At 42.0% G+C, this 18,524-nt stretch carries 16 protein-coding genes; 7 read left to right on the forward strand and 9 right to left on the reverse strand.

Annotated elements, in window-relative coordinates; genetic code table 11:
• Positions 1–69: 69 nt before the first annotated feature.
• The 3 genes from ACKWCA_RS20905 to bla form a co-directional block, all read right to left on the reverse strand.
• Positions 70–927 carry a hypothetical protein gene (locus tag ACKWCA_RS20905; protein ID WP_413980194.1) on the reverse strand — a complete coding sequence of 286 codons (858 nt, stop codon included), beginning with the start codon at positions 925–927 and terminating at the stop codon, positions 70–72.
• 159 nt (positions 928–1,086) lie between these two features.
• Positions 1,087–2,706: an alkaline phosphatase D family protein gene (locus tag ACKWCA_RS20910; protein ID WP_413980195.1), complete on the reverse strand. Its 1,620-nt coding sequence runs from the start codon at positions 2,704–2,706 to the stop codon at positions 1,087–1,089.
• Position 2,707: 1 nt separating this feature from the next.
• Positions 2,708–3,460 carry a subclass B1 metallo-beta-lactamase gene (gene bla / locus ACKWCA_RS20915; RefSeq protein WP_413980196.1) on the reverse strand — a complete coding sequence of 251 codons (753 nt, stop codon included), beginning with the start codon at positions 3,458–3,460 and terminating at the stop codon, positions 2,708–2,710.
• 19 nt (positions 3,461–3,479) lie between these two features.
• Between bla and ACKWCA_RS20920 the strand changes: the two genes are divergently transcribed.
• Positions 3,480–3,860 carry a GTPase gene (locus ACKWCA_RS20920; protein WP_413980197.1) on the forward strand — a complete coding sequence of 127 codons (381 nt, stop codon included), beginning with the start codon at positions 3,480–3,482 and terminating at the stop codon, positions 3,858–3,860.
• On the opposite strand, the gene yihA is transcribed toward ACKWCA_RS20920, so the two are convergent.
• The 6 genes from yihA to ACKWCA_RS20950 all read right to left on the reverse strand — a co-directional run bounded on the left by yihA (position 3,857) and on the right by ACKWCA_RS20950 (position 11,914).
• On the reverse strand, positions 3,857–4,480 hold the full coding sequence (gene yihA, locus ACKWCA_RS20925) for a ribosome biogenesis GTP-binding protein YihA/YsxC (RefSeq protein WP_413980198.1): 624 nt from the start codon (positions 4,478–4,480) through the stop codon (positions 3,857–3,859). The genes ACKWCA_RS20920 and yihA overlap by 4 nt on opposite strands.
• Positions 4,481–4,491: 11 nt before the next feature.
• Positions 4,492–5,256 carry an alpha/beta fold hydrolase gene (locus ACKWCA_RS20930; RefSeq protein WP_413980199.1) on the reverse strand — a complete coding sequence of 255 codons (765 nt, stop codon included), beginning with the start codon at positions 5,254–5,256 and terminating at the stop codon, positions 4,492–4,494.
• A 104-nt stretch (positions 5,257–5,360) separates the two neighbouring features.
• Positions 5,361–7,127, reverse strand: a complete 1,767-nt coding sequence (locus ACKWCA_RS20935; protein ID WP_413980200.1) for a hypothetical protein — start codon at positions 7,125–7,127, stop codon at positions 5,361–5,363.
• Positions 7,128–7,134: 7 nt separating this feature from the next.
• On the reverse strand, positions 7,135–8,340 hold the full coding sequence (locus ACKWCA_RS20940; RefSeq protein WP_413980201.1) for a DUF4249 domain-containing protein: 1,206 nt from the start codon (positions 8,338–8,340) through the stop codon (positions 7,135–7,137).
• Positions 8,340–11,096 carry a TonB-dependent receptor gene (locus ACKWCA_RS20945; protein ID WP_413980202.1) on the reverse strand — a complete coding sequence of 919 codons (2,757 nt, stop codon included), beginning with the start codon at positions 11,094–11,096 and terminating at the stop codon, positions 8,340–8,342. The genes ACKWCA_RS20940 and ACKWCA_RS20945 overlap by 1 nt, the downstream gene beginning before the upstream one ends.
• Positions 11,093–11,914: a hypothetical protein gene (locus ACKWCA_RS20950; protein ID WP_413980203.1), complete on the reverse strand. Its 822-nt coding sequence runs from the start codon at positions 11,912–11,914 to the stop codon at positions 11,093–11,095. Before ACKWCA_RS20950 ends, ACKWCA_RS20945 begins: the two co-directional genes overlap by 4 nt.
• Positions 11,915–12,136: 222 nt before the next feature.
• Between ACKWCA_RS20950 and ACKWCA_RS20955 the strand changes: the two genes are divergently transcribed.
• From ACKWCA_RS20955 to mraY, 6 genes are read left to right on the forward strand one after another with little or no spacing between them, the layout of a single operon-like run.
• Positions 12,137–12,610: a division/cell wall cluster transcriptional repressor MraZ gene (locus ACKWCA_RS20955; protein ID WP_413980204.1), complete on the forward strand. Its 474-nt coding sequence runs from the start codon at positions 12,137–12,139 to the stop codon at positions 12,608–12,610.
• On the forward strand, positions 12,591–13,493 hold the full coding sequence (gene rsmH / locus ACKWCA_RS20960; RefSeq protein WP_413980205.1) for a 16S rRNA (cytosine(1402)-N(4))-methyltransferase RsmH: 903 nt from the start codon (positions 12,591–12,593) through the stop codon (positions 13,491–13,493). The genes ACKWCA_RS20955 and rsmH overlap by 20 nt, the downstream gene beginning before the upstream one ends.
• 21 nt (positions 13,494–13,514) lie before the next feature.
• Positions 13,515–13,838, forward strand: coding sequence for an FtsL-like putative cell division protein (locus tag ACKWCA_RS20965; RefSeq protein ID WP_413980206.1), 324 nt, complete (start codon positions 13,515–13,517; stop codon positions 13,836–13,838).
• Positions 13,838–15,844, forward strand: coding sequence for a penicillin-binding protein (locus tag ACKWCA_RS20970; protein ID WP_413980207.1), 2,007 nt, complete (start codon positions 13,838–13,840; stop codon positions 15,842–15,844). The genes ACKWCA_RS20965 and ACKWCA_RS20970 overlap by 1 nt, the downstream gene beginning before the upstream one ends.
• Positions 15,841–17,304, forward strand: coding sequence for a UDP-N-acetylmuramoyl-L-alanyl-D-glutamate--2,6-diaminopimelate ligase (locus ACKWCA_RS20975; RefSeq protein WP_413980208.1), 1,464 nt, complete (start codon positions 15,841–15,843; stop codon positions 17,302–17,304). The genes ACKWCA_RS20970 and ACKWCA_RS20975 overlap by 4 nt, the downstream gene beginning before the upstream one ends.
• Complete coding sequence (mraY, locus tag ACKWCA_RS20980) at positions 17,304–18,524, forward strand: phospho-N-acetylmuramoyl-pentapeptide-transferase (protein WP_413980209.1); 1,221 nt, start codon at positions 17,304–17,306, stop codon at positions 18,522–18,524. The genes ACKWCA_RS20975 and mraY overlap by 1 nt, the downstream gene beginning before the upstream one ends.

Below are 18,524 nucleotides of genomic sequence, written 5' to 3' on the forward strand. Positions count from 1 at the left end.
ATAGTATAAATACCAATATTTCGAGGATTAGGCCACCTCTTGTTTCTTTTTCTGAATGTGCTCGCACATTTACTTTTCTTTTGAGCTGTTCGTTTCTTTGAATTCAATACTTCTCGCCTTCAAGTATTCCCAAATCTCGATGGAATTTTCTTGTTGTGCTACTGCTAAGAAATCCGTTTGTGACATACAATACGTAAGAAATCCATCCACATGGGTTAAGGGAATATCGAATGTCTCGACTATGGTTTGTTTTGAGAATTTGGTAATGATTTCTTTTTCCATTGTCATCTGTTCATCACGGGCAACCCTTTCCTCTAATGATTTAGTTCTCCCGGATGCCCGGTTCATGATTTTATGTGAATTGATGATCACACTTATGGTGGCGTAACCGAGAATCTGAATTAACTTTCCATGGTCGTCCATGGTACCCAACCTAACGTATTTGCCTCGGTCGGCCTCCAAAAGCAGACGTTCACTCTGTGACATCACTTCTATATCGGCGTTTGGAAGCCCCAGTGATGATGAGGTAACAGTGGGTTCAAGTCCTAGACGTTCAATATCCAAATCTATTTTACCAGTTAAATTATAGGGCGTAACGGTGACCTCCTTTAAATTGATGACGTTCTCAAGAAGGGTAATGACAACTGAATTTTTGGCGAAGATCGCGTCGGTTATTGTAATTTTCGAGGTTACATATTGAACAGCGGTAATTTGTAGGGTATCCTTTAATCTCACCTCGATGGTGAATTGCCCTAGGCTATCGGTAATCGTTGATTCTTTAGAATTCAGGTTGACGATTAAGATGTTGGACACATCGTTTCTAAGGCTCCTAACCCTGCCTTCTAGCGCTGTGGTGATTTCTTGACCAAATCCTGAAAATGAGGATATTGCAAGTAATGTAAAGAAAAACCTGAACTGTTTCCGCACGAGTTTCCGATTTGGATGAAGAACGGATGCTTTCTTGAAATGAGAAATAGTCTAAGCATCGACCTAAGCCTCTAAAATCCCATAAAAACACAAGAATCACAATTATACTGTCTTAAAATAGTGTTGTAATTCACTAGTTTGATTAGCAAATTTTTAAGATTAGGGTTTTAGGGAAACAGTAATGGGCCACCCTTCGAACTGCTGGGCTTTCGCTTGGGTTACGTCTACATATCGAGGCCAACATTCAAAGGTCGCTTCCTCACTGGTCTTGTTGAAACGAATCAATCCGTAACCTCCACCTTTTGAGTTGCTTTCTGGGTTCACGTAGGCCATCATGCTGATTTTATTATTAAAACCATCTAGGTAATCCCCGGTCCATGGAAGAGTAGTGTTCCGATTGGGGTTGGGGCCTGCCTTCTCATCTTCGGGCCACCACCAACGACTGTAGTAGTCATTGACAATTGCGGGTACGATAAATGCCCACGGGCCGTCACCGAATTCATCGATACCCTGTTTGATGACCGTGGCTAGGTGTTGATCACCAGCAATATGTATGGCTCCCGCTTTTTGAATTAACTCTAGGGCTTTTTTTCGGCCGGTTTGCGGCCAACCGTTGGAGTCCAGGTCTGCATGCAGGCGATTTTCCAGATTACCGTGAATATGCGCCCCACCACAAAAACCGGTTTGGGAGAGTACTACTTTTAGGGCATCGGCATTGGAGGCGCCCCACTGTTCAAGAAAGTCGAGTTGGCGTTCCCCCAATAAGGTGAGTCCAGGCAAATCGATAGAGGAAGGGTCGTAATCCGGATTGCGAATATGATCAGGCCTAGGACCTTGTTGCGGTATTTTGCCTTCCGGACCTGATTTGAATTTACGGTCTTCGATAATGGCAAAATCGATTCCTCCTAACGTTAAATTGGTATAGTAAACTCCGATGCCTTGTTCAATAGGGGTGGAGTCATATGGGTCGGGCAAGTGTGCCGTTTGGCAACGTTCAACCATTTTGACGTACTCTGGATGGTATTTGTACCCCCCGTCAGGGCTCCCGTTCGTTTTGGATACCTTGCCATTTTCGCCCCATAGGTTTCCTTGTCCGATATCATGGTCATCCGGGATGGTTATGGCCGGTCGGTTGCGAAAGGTCTCACGAAATTGAAGTCCGAACTTTAACCAGGCCGCCGTATGCTCGGTATGGTCGTATGATTGGTCACCCGCAAAAAAGATGACATCGGGATCTTGATGATTTATGTTTCGAACATAGTTTTCGCGCATACCCCGATCTTTGTTGGAGTTGCAGGACAAAGCCGCAATGGAAATCTCGGATTCAGTTTTGGGGTCCTTACGTATCAATCCTTCGAATTGGGCTTTTTCGCCATGACGAATGCGGTATTTGATGTCTTTTGTGGTATCCCAATCTTCGATTCGAAACAGGGCGGACCAGCCAATGTCATTAATGGTTTTTGTTTGGATTTCTTTCCAATTACCCGCTTCCTCCACTTCTAAACGTACGTTGCGTGCTTCCTCAGGGTATAAGGGATACAGTTGCGCGGAAAGTTTGAGGGTCTCGTTCGAAACGGTATAAATGCCGAAAGCGATAACACTATCGCGAGCGATTTTCAAATTGATAATGGGGTTCTCCGCACGATTCCACCAATCATTGATAGCGAGCGTGTCAACCGTAGAGAAAGGGGCAATGGTCAGCGGAACTCTTTTCTTTTCTGCTTTTTCATTACATCCCAGTAGTAGGACGATAAAAACAAGTAGAAGCGTATATTTCATATCATTTATTTTTGAATAGCGCAATAGTATAATCGAGTAGTTCTGGACCTCCATGTGGCCCATGCCCGGGAATCACGGTCTTTAATTTGGGGTGGGCTTCCTTGATTTTCTGTACGGTGGCGCTCCATGTTGACACATTGGCGTCGTCAAGATTACCGTAACCTGCGTTCAGCATCTTGACCATACAACCACCGAAAATCAGTTCTTCCTCAGGTATATAGCTCACGATATTGTCGACCGTATGTGCCTCTCCGTAGTATTGGTTGATAACCTCCTTGTCGCCTACTTTAAGAATCAGTTGGTCATCGAAAGTGTTTTGGGGTTTCTTTTCAGGGATCTCGACTAATTTGCTCGTCTTTTCGTGGGCGTAGGTCGCAATACCCTTTTTGTGGAATTCCGAGATGCCCCCTAACGCATCTATATGAAAATGGTTAGCGACAAGGCCGATAACTTTTTGACCCTTGATGTCCTCTAGCCAGCGTAGTAACTCGCGTGTGCTTTCTGGATCCGACGGGGTGTCGAAAACGAGCGCTTCTCCCTTATTCATGAAGATGTAACCATTACAGGCCACCTTACCCGAAGACTCGGTCTGTAGATATGTAATATGTACGTAGCTGTTTTTACTGAGGGGTATGATCTTTAAACTGTCCGTACTGTAAGCTGAATTCGCTTTATAAGACTTACATTGTGCAAGTGCCAATAGGAAAAGGAGTAGTAATTTTGAATTTTTGAGCATATTGGAGTCTGTCTCCATAAAGATATGATTTTAGCTTATGGATGAACAACGTGGTACACCTGAAAAATTAATATTTGTTTACAATGCGGATTCAGGTTTGGGAAACATGCTCTTGGATGGCGCTCATAAGATACTTCAACCTAGTACCTATGCCTGCAGTTTGTGCAGTCTGACTTTTGGGGCCTTTACCGAGAAGGCGACATGGAAAAGATTCAGGGAGGCGCATCCGGTGGAAATGGTGTTTTTACACAAAGATGAATTCAACAAACAGTATGCCTCTAAGTTTGGACATAAATTTAGCTTTCCAATAGTTTTGGCGGAAACCCGTAGTGGTCTAGAAGTGGGTGTCACGACCGAAGAGTTGAACGCATTGAAGAAAACGGAAAATCTGATGGATTTAATTACAAAAAGAATCTAAAGTTGTTTTCGCTGTTCCTCGAAAAATTGATTGTTTATTGCCTCAATAAAACGCAATAACCCATCACGGCCTATGGTCTTGCTCGAAGAGGTGATGAAGTGCTGTGGCGCTTCATGCCAAACCCCGTTTAATAGTGCTTGAATATAATTCTGCACTTTTTCTTCAATGACTTTGGGTTTCAACTTGTCCGCTTTGGTAAAGATCATACAAAAAGGAATGCCCTTTTCACCGAGCCATTCCATAAATTCCATGTCGATTTTTTGAGGCGCATGGCGTATATCGACCAAAACAAAAGAACAGACCAGTTGTTCGCGCTGTTCAAAATAATTGGTAATGTATTTCTGAAAGGTCTTTTTGCTCTTTTTCGATACTCTGGCATAGCCGTAACCCGGCAAATCGACTAAAAACCAATTCCCATTGATTTTAAAATGGTTGATCAGTTGCGTTTTTCCTGGTCGTCCGGACGTCTTGGCCAGGTTTTTCCGTTCCATGAGCATATTGATCAATGAGGACTTGCCCACATTCGATCTTCCGATAAACGCGTATTCGGGTAGCGGTTCATTCGGACATTTGGTAACGTCGGAATTACTGATTACAAAGTCGGCCGACTTTATCTTCATTGAAAAAGATTTTAGAAATTTCGCTTTTCAAGCCAAGCGTCAAGTACGGTGTTGAATTCTTCCGGATGTTCCATCATCGGGGCGTGCCCACATTTTTTGATCCAGAATAAATCAGAGTCGGGCAACAGTTCGTGAAAAAGCTCTGCAACGTCGGGCGGCGTGACACCATCGTTTTCTCCCCAGATAATGCAGGTTGGTGTCTGCATTTTAGGTAAATCTTGGGCCATATTGTGCCGTATAGCGCTCTTGGCTATGGCTAGGGTCTTTACAAGTTTAATGCGATCGTTTACGGTAGCAAAGACTTCATCTACAATTTCTTTAGTGGCCACTGCGGGGTCATAAAAAACATCTTGAGCCTTTTTCTTGATGAATTCATAATCGCCGCGTTTCGGATAGCCATCACCCATGGCACTTTCGTATAATCCTGAACTACCTGTAATCACCAATGCTTTTACCATTTCAGGATACATTTTGGTGTGTAGTAGACCAATATGCCCACCTAGGGAATTGCCCAATAGAATCACATCTTTCAGTCCTTTGAACTCGATGAATTTTTCAAGGTACTTTGCAAATTGTTTGACGGTCGTCTTGAGCATGGGCATATCGTAGATGGGTAGCTCTGGGATCAGAACCTTGTATCCTTTCTTGGGAAAATGGTTCATTACGCCCTCAAAGTTACTCAGTCCGCCCATGAGGCCATGTAAAATGATGATGGGGGTGCCTTCCCCCTTCTCCATATACTTGAATTTCCCGTCAACGATTATTTTTTCATCCATTCCTTAGCGAATCTGATAATGCGCAAATATAGGCATTTACATATTACAAGAAACAATTTGAACGTATTGCAAGGAAGCGCAAATGAGCGGATATTCTTGCAATTTCATTCGATTTGTATTTGGGCCAAAAGAGAAATGGGTTTTCCGTTTTCCGTAAAGCCTTCTACTGAAATTTCATAGGTGCCCAAGTTGTCCGAAGTAAAAAATTCAAAGGTTTCGGTCGCTTTGATTTTATGTTGCGGTAACCAAAGCAATTGCCGTCTAAAATCCGCGATATGCCCGGTGTCATTTGATGCGCTTGAAGAATATTCTTGTTCATAATACTTTCTCATCGCAAGCGGCCCCTTTATGTCGAAAATCAAAGGTTCTTTAACCGCCATTGTTTCTGAATAGTTTCCGTCTTTGGTTTCAACGGAAAAAACACCTTGATACTTTTTAGGCCCGATATAAATTTCACTTCGAGATATACCTATTCGCCGCATTCTTTTTACACCGAAGTCAAATAGTGCGTTGGCATCTTGCACAAGAATATTATCGACCAATATCAAGGGAGCGTCATACGAATCAATAAAAAACTCATCAGATCCTCTAACTTGAATAGTGTATTTGCCCTTACGTTTCTTAACCAGTACATCTTCTATAATTTCAACTATGGTTTCTTGTAAGGTCTTGAATCTGGTATACTCATCAAGGTTATAAACTTTTTGAAAATCTTTATACGCTGGCTTAACATAGGTTGCGGCAATAATGCTATCCGCCTTTTGCTCAAAAAATGCATTCTCAATTTGATTGTGGATACTTCGTTGCTCAAACGAGGGATTCAGATCTGATGAAATGACTAATTCTTTAAAATCAAAAGAATCCTGGCTTATCCTTGTTTGGTCCAGAATGATGTCGATTTCATTTTCACTGTCGCCCAAAATATCAAAAACGGCCTTGCTGCTTCTAGAACCAGTATCGATATTGAAATAAAAATCACCATTTTGATTGGTACGTGAAACCTTGGTCAAACCATTGTCTCCCGCAATAGAAAGGGTAATGTGTCTGTTTTCAATAGATTGCGTTAAATTTCGAGAAGCTATGCGACCTGAAATCAGTTCGCCACGCAATTCGGGCAAGTATATTGAATCATTAGGCTTTAATCTGTGTTTCTTGACTGAAATCGAATTCTCTTTTACAATCGTCGAACTTTTCTTTTGAAACGGGATTTTTACCGAGTCTTTCTTGCGTACGGAAATAGATATATTACTTGACCCTTGTTCGATGAGTTCTTCGATATCAAATTTGACCAGTTGTCTTTTGCCGAATTTTCGTTGGGTCAAGTTGATTCTGAAGGAGGGTGTTTTTTCCTTGAATAAGGAAACATTCGTTAAACTATCGAATTTTGAGTGAACAATTTCTTCGCATAATAATTGATTGTTGACTTTTGGCAGCGCTTGATACGGATTTACAATAACCAAATCAGCAATGAAAAACGATTGTTCACCTTGGTTGCGCATCCATTGTGTGAAACCTGTTAATTTATAATGTCCGGTTGCAATATCTACAGGAACGAAAAAATCACCCTGTCCTAATCCATCAACCAGTTTGATTTTATGTTGAAATACGAGTTCATCATCTTTTCCTATTAGCTCTACATAGCCAATTTTGCTGATTTCGCTAGGGGCTCTATTTTCTGCCCTAAGACAGTAGAATTTATAATAAAGATATTCCCCGCTGAGTAGAAGGTTGTCATTGTAATGGATATAGACCTCTTCTTTTGGAATAGCACTGAAACTCTCCAATTCTCCATTAGTTTGTAAGCGGTATTGCCCCAAGGTGTTTTTAGGTAATGTGAGTACTAAAAAAGCAAGTAGAATTATTCTTTTCATTTAATTCTTATTCTTCCCAAAAATCAGGTATGGTAGCACTGCCTAAAACCGTACAATCACCACATAGTCGGGGTACGACGATATAGGCTTCTATTCCACCTGTGGTCGGATTTGTAACCTCGCCCACGTAGCTTACTCGATTTGATTTAACAGGTTCGTATAGTGATGGGTCACCATTGGCAATTGTCGTTCGCTTGCATTCATCAATAAAAGGTGGCAGATCTTCATCAGGAAAAAAGTCAACATAATTGAAAAAAGTACGTTTTTCGGAAACTGAGGAGACTTCAAAAATACCAACCACTCGTTCGTTGCTATTGTCGTCTGGAAAAATGTTTCCATTGATAAACCCGGGTTGGCTTTGAGAAAAAAGACTCTCAGATCCTGAAAAATCCTTTAGTTTTTCATAAAAAGTATAGGCTTGCTGCGATAGTACAAATTGTTTTACCAGAATGCTGTAACGATGTGAGATAATGTAATTGTCTTTGTTTAAAAACCGCACCTCAAAATCACTTACTCGGTCTTCGCCGGCAACGGAATTTTTTGTTAGAATAATGGAGTTCGATTTGTCGGTAGCGTAGCATGTTCTTTCTTCCTTATCGGGGTCTCTATTGACAACGCCAACGGTCTGGAATTCTTCCGGGCCGGCCACCAGTTCAAGAGGTCCCCATTTAGGCGCGATGATTTTATAGGTTTCTTCATATTCATACTTATAGTAAGTAGAGTTACCGGTCGGGTCAAAACTGTCGACAGTGATCGCTATACCTTCGTTTCCACTTTCAGTGGTCGTTTTTTGGGCAGCAACATTTTCGATTAGTGTGGTTTGAGGCAACGATTCGGCACTTGAAGTATACGACCTGTTATCTTCAGTTGTTATCAGCAATCGATACGTTCGACCGGGTTCAGCGCCAAAAGGAATGTCAGAAATGTATTTTCCGGGTTCTGTTTCAGTAAAAGTGAAGGCCTGTTGATTGTCATCTAAAATTCGAACAGCGGCATTCCGCTCAACTAGCAGTTCACCTGCCTCTTGAGAAGATTTACTAAGAAATATCTCATGATTTTTCGATTCGTTGGATAGCGTTGCATCAACGACCAAAACACTTTCTGTCTGCGGCAATAAATCAGGAGAAAAAGGTTCAGTACATCCACTAAAAAGGTTTCCTAATAATAGAAATACCAGAATATAGGAGTGATATGTGCCTGTTTCTCTCTTCATTAAAATTTAAAATTATAGGTTATCGTAGGCACGGGAATGGCAAAAATGGAGCTTTGTAGGGCTTTTAATGAACCATCTTCGGTAACGAAAAACACAGAGTAGGGATTATTTCTTCCCAAGACATTATATACCGAAATATTCCAAAAACTATGGGCGAACTTTTTGATTTTATGATTGCCTTCGATATTGAAGCTGAAATCCAACCGATAGAAGTCAGGAATACGAAATTTATTCCGGTCACTGTACAGTGCATATTCCGCTCCATCTAAAAAATAAGAACCTACCGGAAAGGTTACGGGCCTTCCCGTTTGATAAACAAAATTCGCCGAAAAGCTAAAGCGCTTTGTAAACTTATAGTTCGTAACCAAACTAATGTCATGTGGTTTGTCAAAATTCGATGGAAAATAGTCCCCATTATTGATTTGTTCTTCAATAAAATCGCTATCCAATTTTGTGAAGGTTCGCGAATAGGTGTACCCCAGCCAACCGTTTAATCGGCCTTCGGTTTTTTTAAGAAGTAATTCTACGCCATATGCTTTTCCCTCGCCTTGAAGTACTTCTGTTTCTATCGATTCGTTTAGCAATAATTGAGCACCTACTTTATAATCTAAAATATTATTCGATTTTTTATAGTAGCTCTCCAAACTCAATTCATAGGCATTATCGCCAAAATTCTTGAAAAACCCCAGTGATACTTGATTCGCTCTTTGTGGTGCAATATTGATGTCGGAAAGTTTCCAAGTATCGGTTGGCGAAACAGTCGTATTGCTTGATATCGTATGAATGTATTGAAAAGTGTTATTGTATCCTGCTTTTACAGATAAACTTGGAGATAAAAAATACCGCGTAGAGGCCCTGACCTCAAGTCCGTCATAGGTTTTAATGATTTCATTATTGTCGAATTCTTTGATTTCTGTCAATGTGCCTTCGTTTTTTGGAACTCCTTCTTCGTAGATTTTCTGAGAAGATTTTCCGAGAGCTGTATAGAAAGAATACCGCAGGCCCAAATCAACCGACAATTTATCATTCAACTTAATATTGTCTGATATGAATAATGCCGATTCCCATCCTTTTTCCTGTTGTATTTCTAACGGCGCGACTATTGAAGCCGAGCCTCTTGGTTCTACCTCACCAGGATTTACGATATACAATTTACTTGAAAGACCATAATTGATCCTATGATTATTTCTAAAAAGTTTCAAAAATTTTAATTTCAATTCCGTCTCGTTGATTCTATAGCCCAGATTAAAGTTTTTATCTGAATTACCTTCGAAATCAATATTGAAGCCATATTGACTATTTGCCAACATGGTATTCATAGAATTCTTATCGTTAAGTTTTCGGTTCCATTTTAAAGAAAACAAACGGTTGCTATAACTATATACAGAGTCGGAAGTAATGCTGAAAGCGTCTCGGCTGTAATAACCCGTAGCGGAAATAGTATTATTCTCATTAAGGCGGTTGCTATATTTAGCAACAATGTCGAAGAATGATGCCTTGCTGTTTTTCAGTGATTCTTCATCCAAAGAATTTAGGATCCAATTGGAGTAGGTACTTCGACCGCCTAGAAGAATACCCGATTTTTCTTTTACAATGGGTATTTCCAAGGTCAAATTACTGGTGACTGGCCCCAAAGAGGCTTCGCCTGAGAATTTATCGGTATTGGGATCTTTGGTGTTAATGTCAAAAACCGAAGACAGGCGCCCACCGTATTCTGCAGGAATACTTCCCTTATATATGGTTACTCCGCCTGTTGTAAAGGGATTTAAAGCAGAGAAAATTCCAAAAAAGTGAGATGGATTGTAAATTACGGCATCGTCCAATAAAATCAAATTTTGATCGGTACCTCCTCCACGAACATTATAGCCCGCAGCACCTTCCCCGGCGTTGGTGATGCCAGGCAAGGTAATAGCGGTTTTGAGAATATCACGTTCGCCAAGAACTAAGGGAATGGTCTTGATTTCGGCCACGTTAAGCTCTACTACGCCCGTGACAACGGTTTCTACATTTTTCAGGCTATTACTTTCAACGATGACCTCATCCAATTGTTCAATACTTTCCTCCAGATTGAAATCCAATTGACCATCGTTGTACATGATGACTCTTTTCTCCATGCTCTCTATTCCCAAGGCCTTGGTCTGTAAGAGGTTCGGTCCGGCCGATAGCGCTATTTGATAGCGCCCATCAATATCAGTGCTTACACCTTTGCCGTTTTTTTTCTCGATGATCGCCAGATTTTGAATAGGTTCCCCGGTTCTACTGTTGCGGACGATTCCTGATAAGGTGAACTTTTCTTGGGTGCCAGCTTGTTGCTGCTTTCCGATACGTACGGTCTCGATCGCTGAGGTACCGCTCTCCTTTTCCGCTAAATAAAATGGCAGGGCTTCCGTTGTTTCTTGATTTGAACTGCCTAATGAATCTCGATAAAAACTTTCATGTAGGGTATCTTTAATGACCACATTTTGCGTTAAGACAATGATTCTGTAGTCGAGGAAGAAAAAATTCACCGTAGTTTGCTCAAATAGGTCACCTAGTATTTCGGACAAAGAGGCATTTTCATAAACCCCGGAGACCAAATCATCACCAAGCCACTCCTCATTGTAGTAGAAACTGATTTTTGAGGTTTGTTCAAGTTGCGAAATCACCTCCTGTCTTGAGCTGTTCTCATAACTAATGGAGATTTGTGGTGTTTCTGTTTGCGCAGATACAACAGGTATGCTGAGAAGAAGTGCTGCTATGATAAGTAGAAACTTCAATTTTTCTGCGTTTTATGGGTTTCCCTAACTGTCAAGGTGTCCAGATACTCCAAAAGTTCGCTTAGGCGTTGTTCAAAAGGTAGTTTAGGGTCCAAACCTTTAGTAAAGGTGCCTAGTTCGATTTCATGCTCGGGGAATAGAGCGGTTAGTGCTTCTATTGTTGTTATAGACGAATACTTATTTCGGTAGTGTAAAAAATAGGAGGCGTCCTCTTCCAGGAATTCATAAAAGACCAGCTTTTCACCGAGCGACTGCCTCAGCGACTTACGGTGTTTTTTAAAAAGGGAAAAAGAAGGTTTCTCAACCATCAGTTCATAAAACCCTGGTTCAACTTCAGGGCTGTTGAGGTTGAAAAAAAGATGATCGTTTACCATAAAACTCGTAATCGAGGGTTGGTACAACTGTAAGATGTCTCCCCCGAGCTTTTGTTCGACCCGCATCAAGAGTTCATCATCATAGACATTGTACTTCAATGGAAGATCAAAATAAGATTGGCCGTCGAAGACCAATGATCCCGAAACGAATTCCGGTCCGGGAAAGAATTTTGTCCTCTTGCTTTTTACACGATGCGCTTCTTCATACACAGTGCCATAGTGCAAGGCTGAATTTTCAATTCCGATGATTTCATCAAAGAGCAGATACACCTCTTTTTGACTCTGGTCTGTCTGTCCTGAAACGAGCATGGGCCAAGCGCACAACAGAATAAAAGAATTGACGATATGAAGGAACTGGTAAGTGATAATGTCGGTTTGATGTATGGTGTCTTCTTTGGTTTGTGGTGTCCGTCCGCACTGTTTTAGAGAAAAACCGGCCACCATGTTTAAAGTTATCTGTTTTTTTGATAATAGCCCCCTTTTTTAACCTTCAATGTCAATTTCTCGAAGGTGTGACACATCCTTTTTTTAAAGGTGTTCGGTGGAGTCTGGGAGAAGGATATAGGAAAAATGCCCTTGTTTTATCAACAAAGTGGTAAAAAGTGGTAAAATGTGGTAATAATATTTATATATTTGAGTTATTAAAGCGAAACCAACCATCTTAACATGATCGATTTCGATTCGCAATACGATTGTAAAGCTGATGCCAAAGGTAGGGTAATGTTGCCTGTTGCCCTAAAAAATAAGCTATTGCCAGTATTGAAAGATGGTTTTGTCATCAAGAGGGCAATCAGTGGAGCATGTTTGGAATTATGGCCCATGGCAGAGTGGCGAGTAGAGATGGCCAAAATCAAAAAACTCAACCGTTTCGTAAAAAAGAACAACGATTTCATCAGGATCTTTCTATCAGGTGTCAAAGAAATCGATATCGATAGTACCGGCCGGCTTTTGATTCCGAGGAATCTAATTGCTGTCGCCGGTATCAAAAAAGAAATCACCTTAAGCCCCGCCATCAATATCATGGAGATTTGGGATAAGGAGCGATACGAAAAAGCTGTGAGCATGCCGGATGATGAGTTTGAGGCATTGGCCGAAGATGTTATGGGCGAAGTAGGTGAAGATGCACCCGATGTATCATAATCCGGTGTTGTTGAAAGAGTCCGTTGACGGACTCGCTATTGAGGAAAATGGAGTGTACGTGGATGTGACCTTCGGAGGCGGAGGACATTCCAAAGAAATATTGAAACAACTTGGCCCTTATGGAAAGTTGTTTGCATTTGATCAAGATGAGGAGGCCATGGGAAATGCCTTGAGCGATTCAAGGTTCACATTGATCAATGAGAATTTCAGATATATCACGCAGTTTTTAAAGTTCTATGGCATTCGGAAGGTAAATGGGGTCTTAGCGGATTTCGGGGTTTCCTCACATCAATTCGATAAAGCGGAGCGTGGTTTCTCAACCCGTTTTGATGCGTTGCTCGATATGAGAATGAGTCAAAAGAATACGGTCTCAGCCTATGATGTGGTCAACTCGTACACTTATGATGATTTGAGGAAAGTGTTGTTTGTATATGGCGATTTGCGAAATGCAAATGCTATGGCCAAGGTCGTGATTGCGCAACGTGAAGCGAATCCGATTAAAACCACTCAGCAGCTGAAAGAGGTATTGCGCCAGTTTTTACCAGCATCGAAGGAGCATAAGATATTGGCCCAGATTTATCAGGCCATCCGAATTGAGGTCAATCAAGAGATAGCGGTAATCGAAGAGTTTCTTATGCAGACTCCTGATTTGATTGTAGGTGGAGGAAGGCTAAGTGTTATCAGTTACCATTCATTGGAAGACCGTTTGGTGAAAAGGTTCATAAGAGCTGGAAAATTTGAAGGAGAGCCTGAAAAGGATTTCTATGGAAACATCGAGGTGCCTTTTAAAAAAGTAGGTGGTTTGATCGTTCCAACGGCCCAAGAGGTAGCGAAAAATAATCGCGCCCGTAGTGCCAAGCTGCGGATTGCAAAGCGCATATAAAAGTTGATAAAACCGAAAATAGTGAGAAAAGGAATTTTAGACATATTAAAAGGAAAATTCTTGGTGAGTGGTGATGCACCGAAAAACTGGTTGTTTATTCTCTTCGCATCCTTTTTGGCAACCGTAATGATCGGTAGCTCGCATAGTGCCGACAAGAAAGTGCATCAGATTGCAGCGCTGAACGAACAGGTTAAAGAGCTGAGGAGTGAGTTCGTCGATGTGCGTTCGGATGTTCAGAAATTACGGTTAGAGTCTAAGGTGACCGAAATTGTTGCAGAAGACGAATTGTATCCCTCAGAAGAACCACCAAAGAAAATAAAAGTAAAGTCAGATCAGAAAGAATAGTGGCAGTAAACGATAAGAACATATTGAATCGATTGTATTTCGTGGCAGGTTGCCTCTTTCTTTTTTCCTGCGCAGTACTTTTTAAGTTGGTGAGCATTCAGGTGGTCAATGGCGATAAGTACCGTGAATTGGCCGAACAGCGCACATCTAAAATGTTCACTATTGCTCCTAATCGGGGAGACCTTATCTCCGATGACGGTAGTTTATTGGCTACTTCGGTTTCGAGATACACCATTCGCTTTGATGCCGTGACGGTGAGCGAGGAAAATTTTCAGGAAAATCTCAAACCCCTCTCTCAGGCGCTGTCGAACTTGACCGGCAAACCGGTTGCAGAATATGTGCAGCTTTTTAGAAAGGCCAAGGAGAATAGAAATCGTTACACCCTGGTAGCTAGAAACCTCGATTACTCCGAATACATGGAAGTACGTCAATTTCCGCTTTTCGAAAAGGGGCCTTACAAAGGCGGATTGATCATTGAGCAAAAAACGGTTCGCGAGCATCCTTTGGGCAAAATCGCAGAGCGCAGCGTAGGCTATGAGCGCGTTGATGAAAACGGGTACAGAACCCGAGTTGGCCTAGAAGGTGCTTTTGGGGAGTACCTAAGGGGAAAAGAGGGTAAGCGTCTAAAACAAAAAATAGCCAAAGGACAATGGAAGCCGGTCGGCCAAGAGAACATTATAGAGCCAAAAGACGGCTATGATGTCATTTCCACAATAGATATCAATATTCAAGATATTGCCCATCACGCCCTACTCGCACAGTTAGAAAAATACAATGCCGACCATGGTTGTGTAATCGTGATGGAAACCGAGACAGGCGAGATCAAAGCCATTTCAAATTTAGGTAAGACGAAGAAAGGCAAGTATTATGAACGCTTGAACTACGCCATAGGTGAGTCGCACGAGCCAGGTTCCACATTCAAGTTGATGAATATTGTGGCTGCGCTTGAAGACGGAATCATCGATACCAGTACGGTCAAGGATACTGGAAAAGGATATTGGAAAATATACAGACATCGCGTCAAGGATTCAAAGCATGGAGGCTATGGAAAAATCTCTATGGCCAAAGCTTTTGAGGTGTCTTCAAACACGGCGTTTGCGCAAATGATTCACGATGGGTACAAGCAAGAGCCCTCAAAATATGTGAACCGCTTGATGGGTATGAATCTCGGAAAGGAAATCGGATTGCCCATAAAAGGGGAGGGGAAACCAGTGCTTCGTTTTCCTGGAGATAAAGGTTGGTCCGGACTTTCCCTGGCCCAGATGGCCTATGGTTATGAAATTGCCATGACCCCTTTGCAAATACTCACATTTTACAATGCCATTGCCAATGATGGGGAAATGGTAAAACCGAGATTGATCAAAGAAGTCAAAGAACTGAACCGCACGGTTTTCAAATTCGATAAGGAAGTTATCAATCCGTCGATCTGCTCGCCCGAAACGATACTTCAGGTGCAAGACCTCTTAAAGAATGTGGTGGAGAAAAAACACGGTACGGGACATAAAATGTACTCGCCCAATTTTTCGATGGCCGGAAAAACGGGGACGGCACAGAAGAATTATGTCAATAAGGACCCCGATGTGATGACATACATCTCCACTTTCGCAGGATATTTCCCTGCGGAAGACCCTAAGTACTCTTGTATCGTAGTCATTCACGAACCCGATAAAAGTGTGGGATATTACGGTGCGGACGTTTCCGGTCCCGTTTTTAAGTCCATCGCCCAAAAGGTATATGCCAATAACCCATTAATTGACGAAGTGGAAACTTTGGACGTCAAAGATGAAAACCTCGAAAAAGCATACCAAAGCTATTACGCCGAGGCACAAAAGAAGCATGATCAAGTGCCCAATGTCAAAGGAATGTGCGGTATGGACGCCATATCGTTGTTGGAAAACATGGGACTGGAAGTCGTGGTAAAAGGCAATGGAAAAGTAAAAAAACAGTCTATCGCCAAAGGAACGGATATTAAAAAAGTGGTTAAAATAATTTTGGAACTCTCATGATGCTCTTAAAAGACATATTATATGGAGTAGGTCTCACGGCAGTGAGTGGGTCGACCAACGTCATGATAAATGCCGTGCAATTCGATTCGAGAGAAGTTGCTATGGATGATGTGTTCGTGGCGATACGAGGTCTAGTGAGCGACGGCCATGATTATATTGAAAAGGCGATTAACTCGGGTGCGAAAGCTATCGTATGCGAGGTACTGCCAGAACAGATAGTCAATGAAATCACCTATGTGGAAGTGCGCAATGGCAACTCCGCCTTGGCGATAATGGCGTCCAACTTTTATGAAAATCCCTCGAAGAATTTAAAATTGGTCGGGGTGACCGGAACCAATGGTAAGACTACGGTAAGTAGCCTTCTGTTTCAATTGTTTAAAAAGGCAGGCTATAAGGTCGGTTTGATCTCAACGATCAAGATAATGGTAGACGATACCGAGTATCAAACCAGCCATACCACTCCTGATGCCTTAACCATCAACAAACACTTGAAATTGATGAATGAGGCCGGAGTTGAGTTCTGCTTTATGGAAGTGAGCTCACATGGAATTCATCAGAAAAGAACGGAAGGCCTTGTGTTTGAGGGCGCTATTTTTACCAACCTTTCGCATGACCATCTAGACTACCACAAGACTTTTGCGGAATATCGCGATACTAAAAAAATACTGTTCGATAACCTGACAAAAAAGGCCTTCGCCTTGACCAATATCGATGATAAGAACGGGCTGGTAATGCTTCAAAATACCAAGGCAAGAAAATATACCTACGCCTTGAAGACGTACGCGGATTACAGAGCCCAGATTTTGGAGAATCAATTCGACGGACAACTGCTCAAAATAAATGATAATGAACTTTGGTCAAAGCTGATCGGTCATTTTAATGCTTACAATATGTTGGCGATTTACGCCACAGCTGACTTATTGGGTCTCGAACAATTGGAGACACTTCGTCTATTAAGTGAACTCGAGAACGTCGATGGGCGTTTTCAATATTTCATATCAAAAGAAAAAGTAACGGCTATAGTCGATTATGCCCATACGCCGGACGCGCTTAAAAATGTGCTTGAAACTATCAACACGTTGAGAACTGGAAATGAAAACGTCATCACCGTTGTGGGGTGTGGTGGCGATAGAGACAGATCAAAGCGCCCGGTTATGGGTCATATCGCTTCCGAGATGAGCAACAAGGCCATCTTTACTTCTGATAACCCCAGATCCGAAGAGCCTGCTGCCATTATCGAAGAAATGGTCGATGGTGTGGAACCACAGAATACCAAAAAAATACTTGCGATAGAAAATCGAGAGCAAGCAATCAAAACCGCTTGCCAACTGGCCTTGGCCAATGACATTATACTGGTTGCCGGTAAAGGGCATGAGACCTATCAAGAAACGAATGGAAAACGAGTCGATTTCGATGATTTTAAAATCATTAAGGACTTATTATCAGAATTGGACAAATAATGCTGTACTACTTATTTGAATACTTAGAGAAAGAGTATCAAGTGCCTGGCGCGAGTCTGTTCCAGTTCAGCACTTTTCGTGCGGGTATGGCTATCCTGTTCTCGTTGATTATTGCTACGGCATATGGGAAACGCATCATCGTACTGCTACAAAAAAAGCAAGTAGGGGAAACCATTCGTGAGTTGGGTCTTGAAGGTCAAAAGCAAAAAGCGGGAACTCCGACCATGGGTGGAATCATAATAATTCTGGCCACGCTGATACCAGTGCTTCTGTTCGCCCGTCTGGATAATATCTATATCATCCTTTTGATTTTTACGACCATATGGATGGGCATTATCGGCTTTGTAGATGATTACATCAAAGTCTTTAAGAAGAACAAAGAGGGCCTCAAAGGGCGATTTAAAGTGATAGGCCAAGTAGTTTTAGGATTGATTGTAGGGGCGGTACTCTATATTCATCCAGAGGTTACCATGCGGGATCATAATCGAACCACGATTACGGAACAGTTTACCGTTGAGGAAGTACGAGGTGAAGAAGTGAAATCTACGATGACCACCGTTCCGTTTTTTAAGAACAATGAATTCGATTACGCTGACTTTTTGGGGTGGGCCGGAGAAGGTGCCAAGCAATACTCGTGGTTGATATTCATTCCGATTATCATATTGATCGTGACAGCGGTATCAAATGGAGCCAACCTAACGGATGGTATTGATGGGCTCGCCGCAGGAACTTCGGCGATTATCGTATTCACCTTGGGGGTTTTCGCCTTGGTTTCGGGTAATGTGATTTTTTCTGACTATTTGGATATCATGTACATACCGAAGTCTGGCGAATTACTGGTTTTCATTACCGCATTTGTCGGAGCTCTGGTCGGATTTTTATGGTACAATGCATTTCCTGCTCAAGTATTTATGGGGGATACCGGAAGCCTTACCATAGGCGGGGTCATTGCGGTTATCGCAATAATCGTCCGTAAAGAACTGCTCATTCCGCTGCTATGTGGAATCTTCTTTGCGGAATCGATTTCCGTGATGATGCAGGTAGGCTATTTCAAATACACCAAGAAAAAACTGGGGGAAGGGAAACGCATTTTTTTGATGTCACCCCTACACCATCATTATCAAAAAAAGGGGTATCACGAGAGTAAGATCGTGACCCGTTTTTGGATTGTAGGAATTATGCTGGCCATCGTGACCATAGTGACTTTGAAAGTACGCTAA

The organism is Maribacter corallii (assembly GCF_047345415.1).
GTDB lineage: Bacteria > Bacteroidota > Bacteroidia > Flavobacteriales > Flavobacteriaceae > Maribacter_C.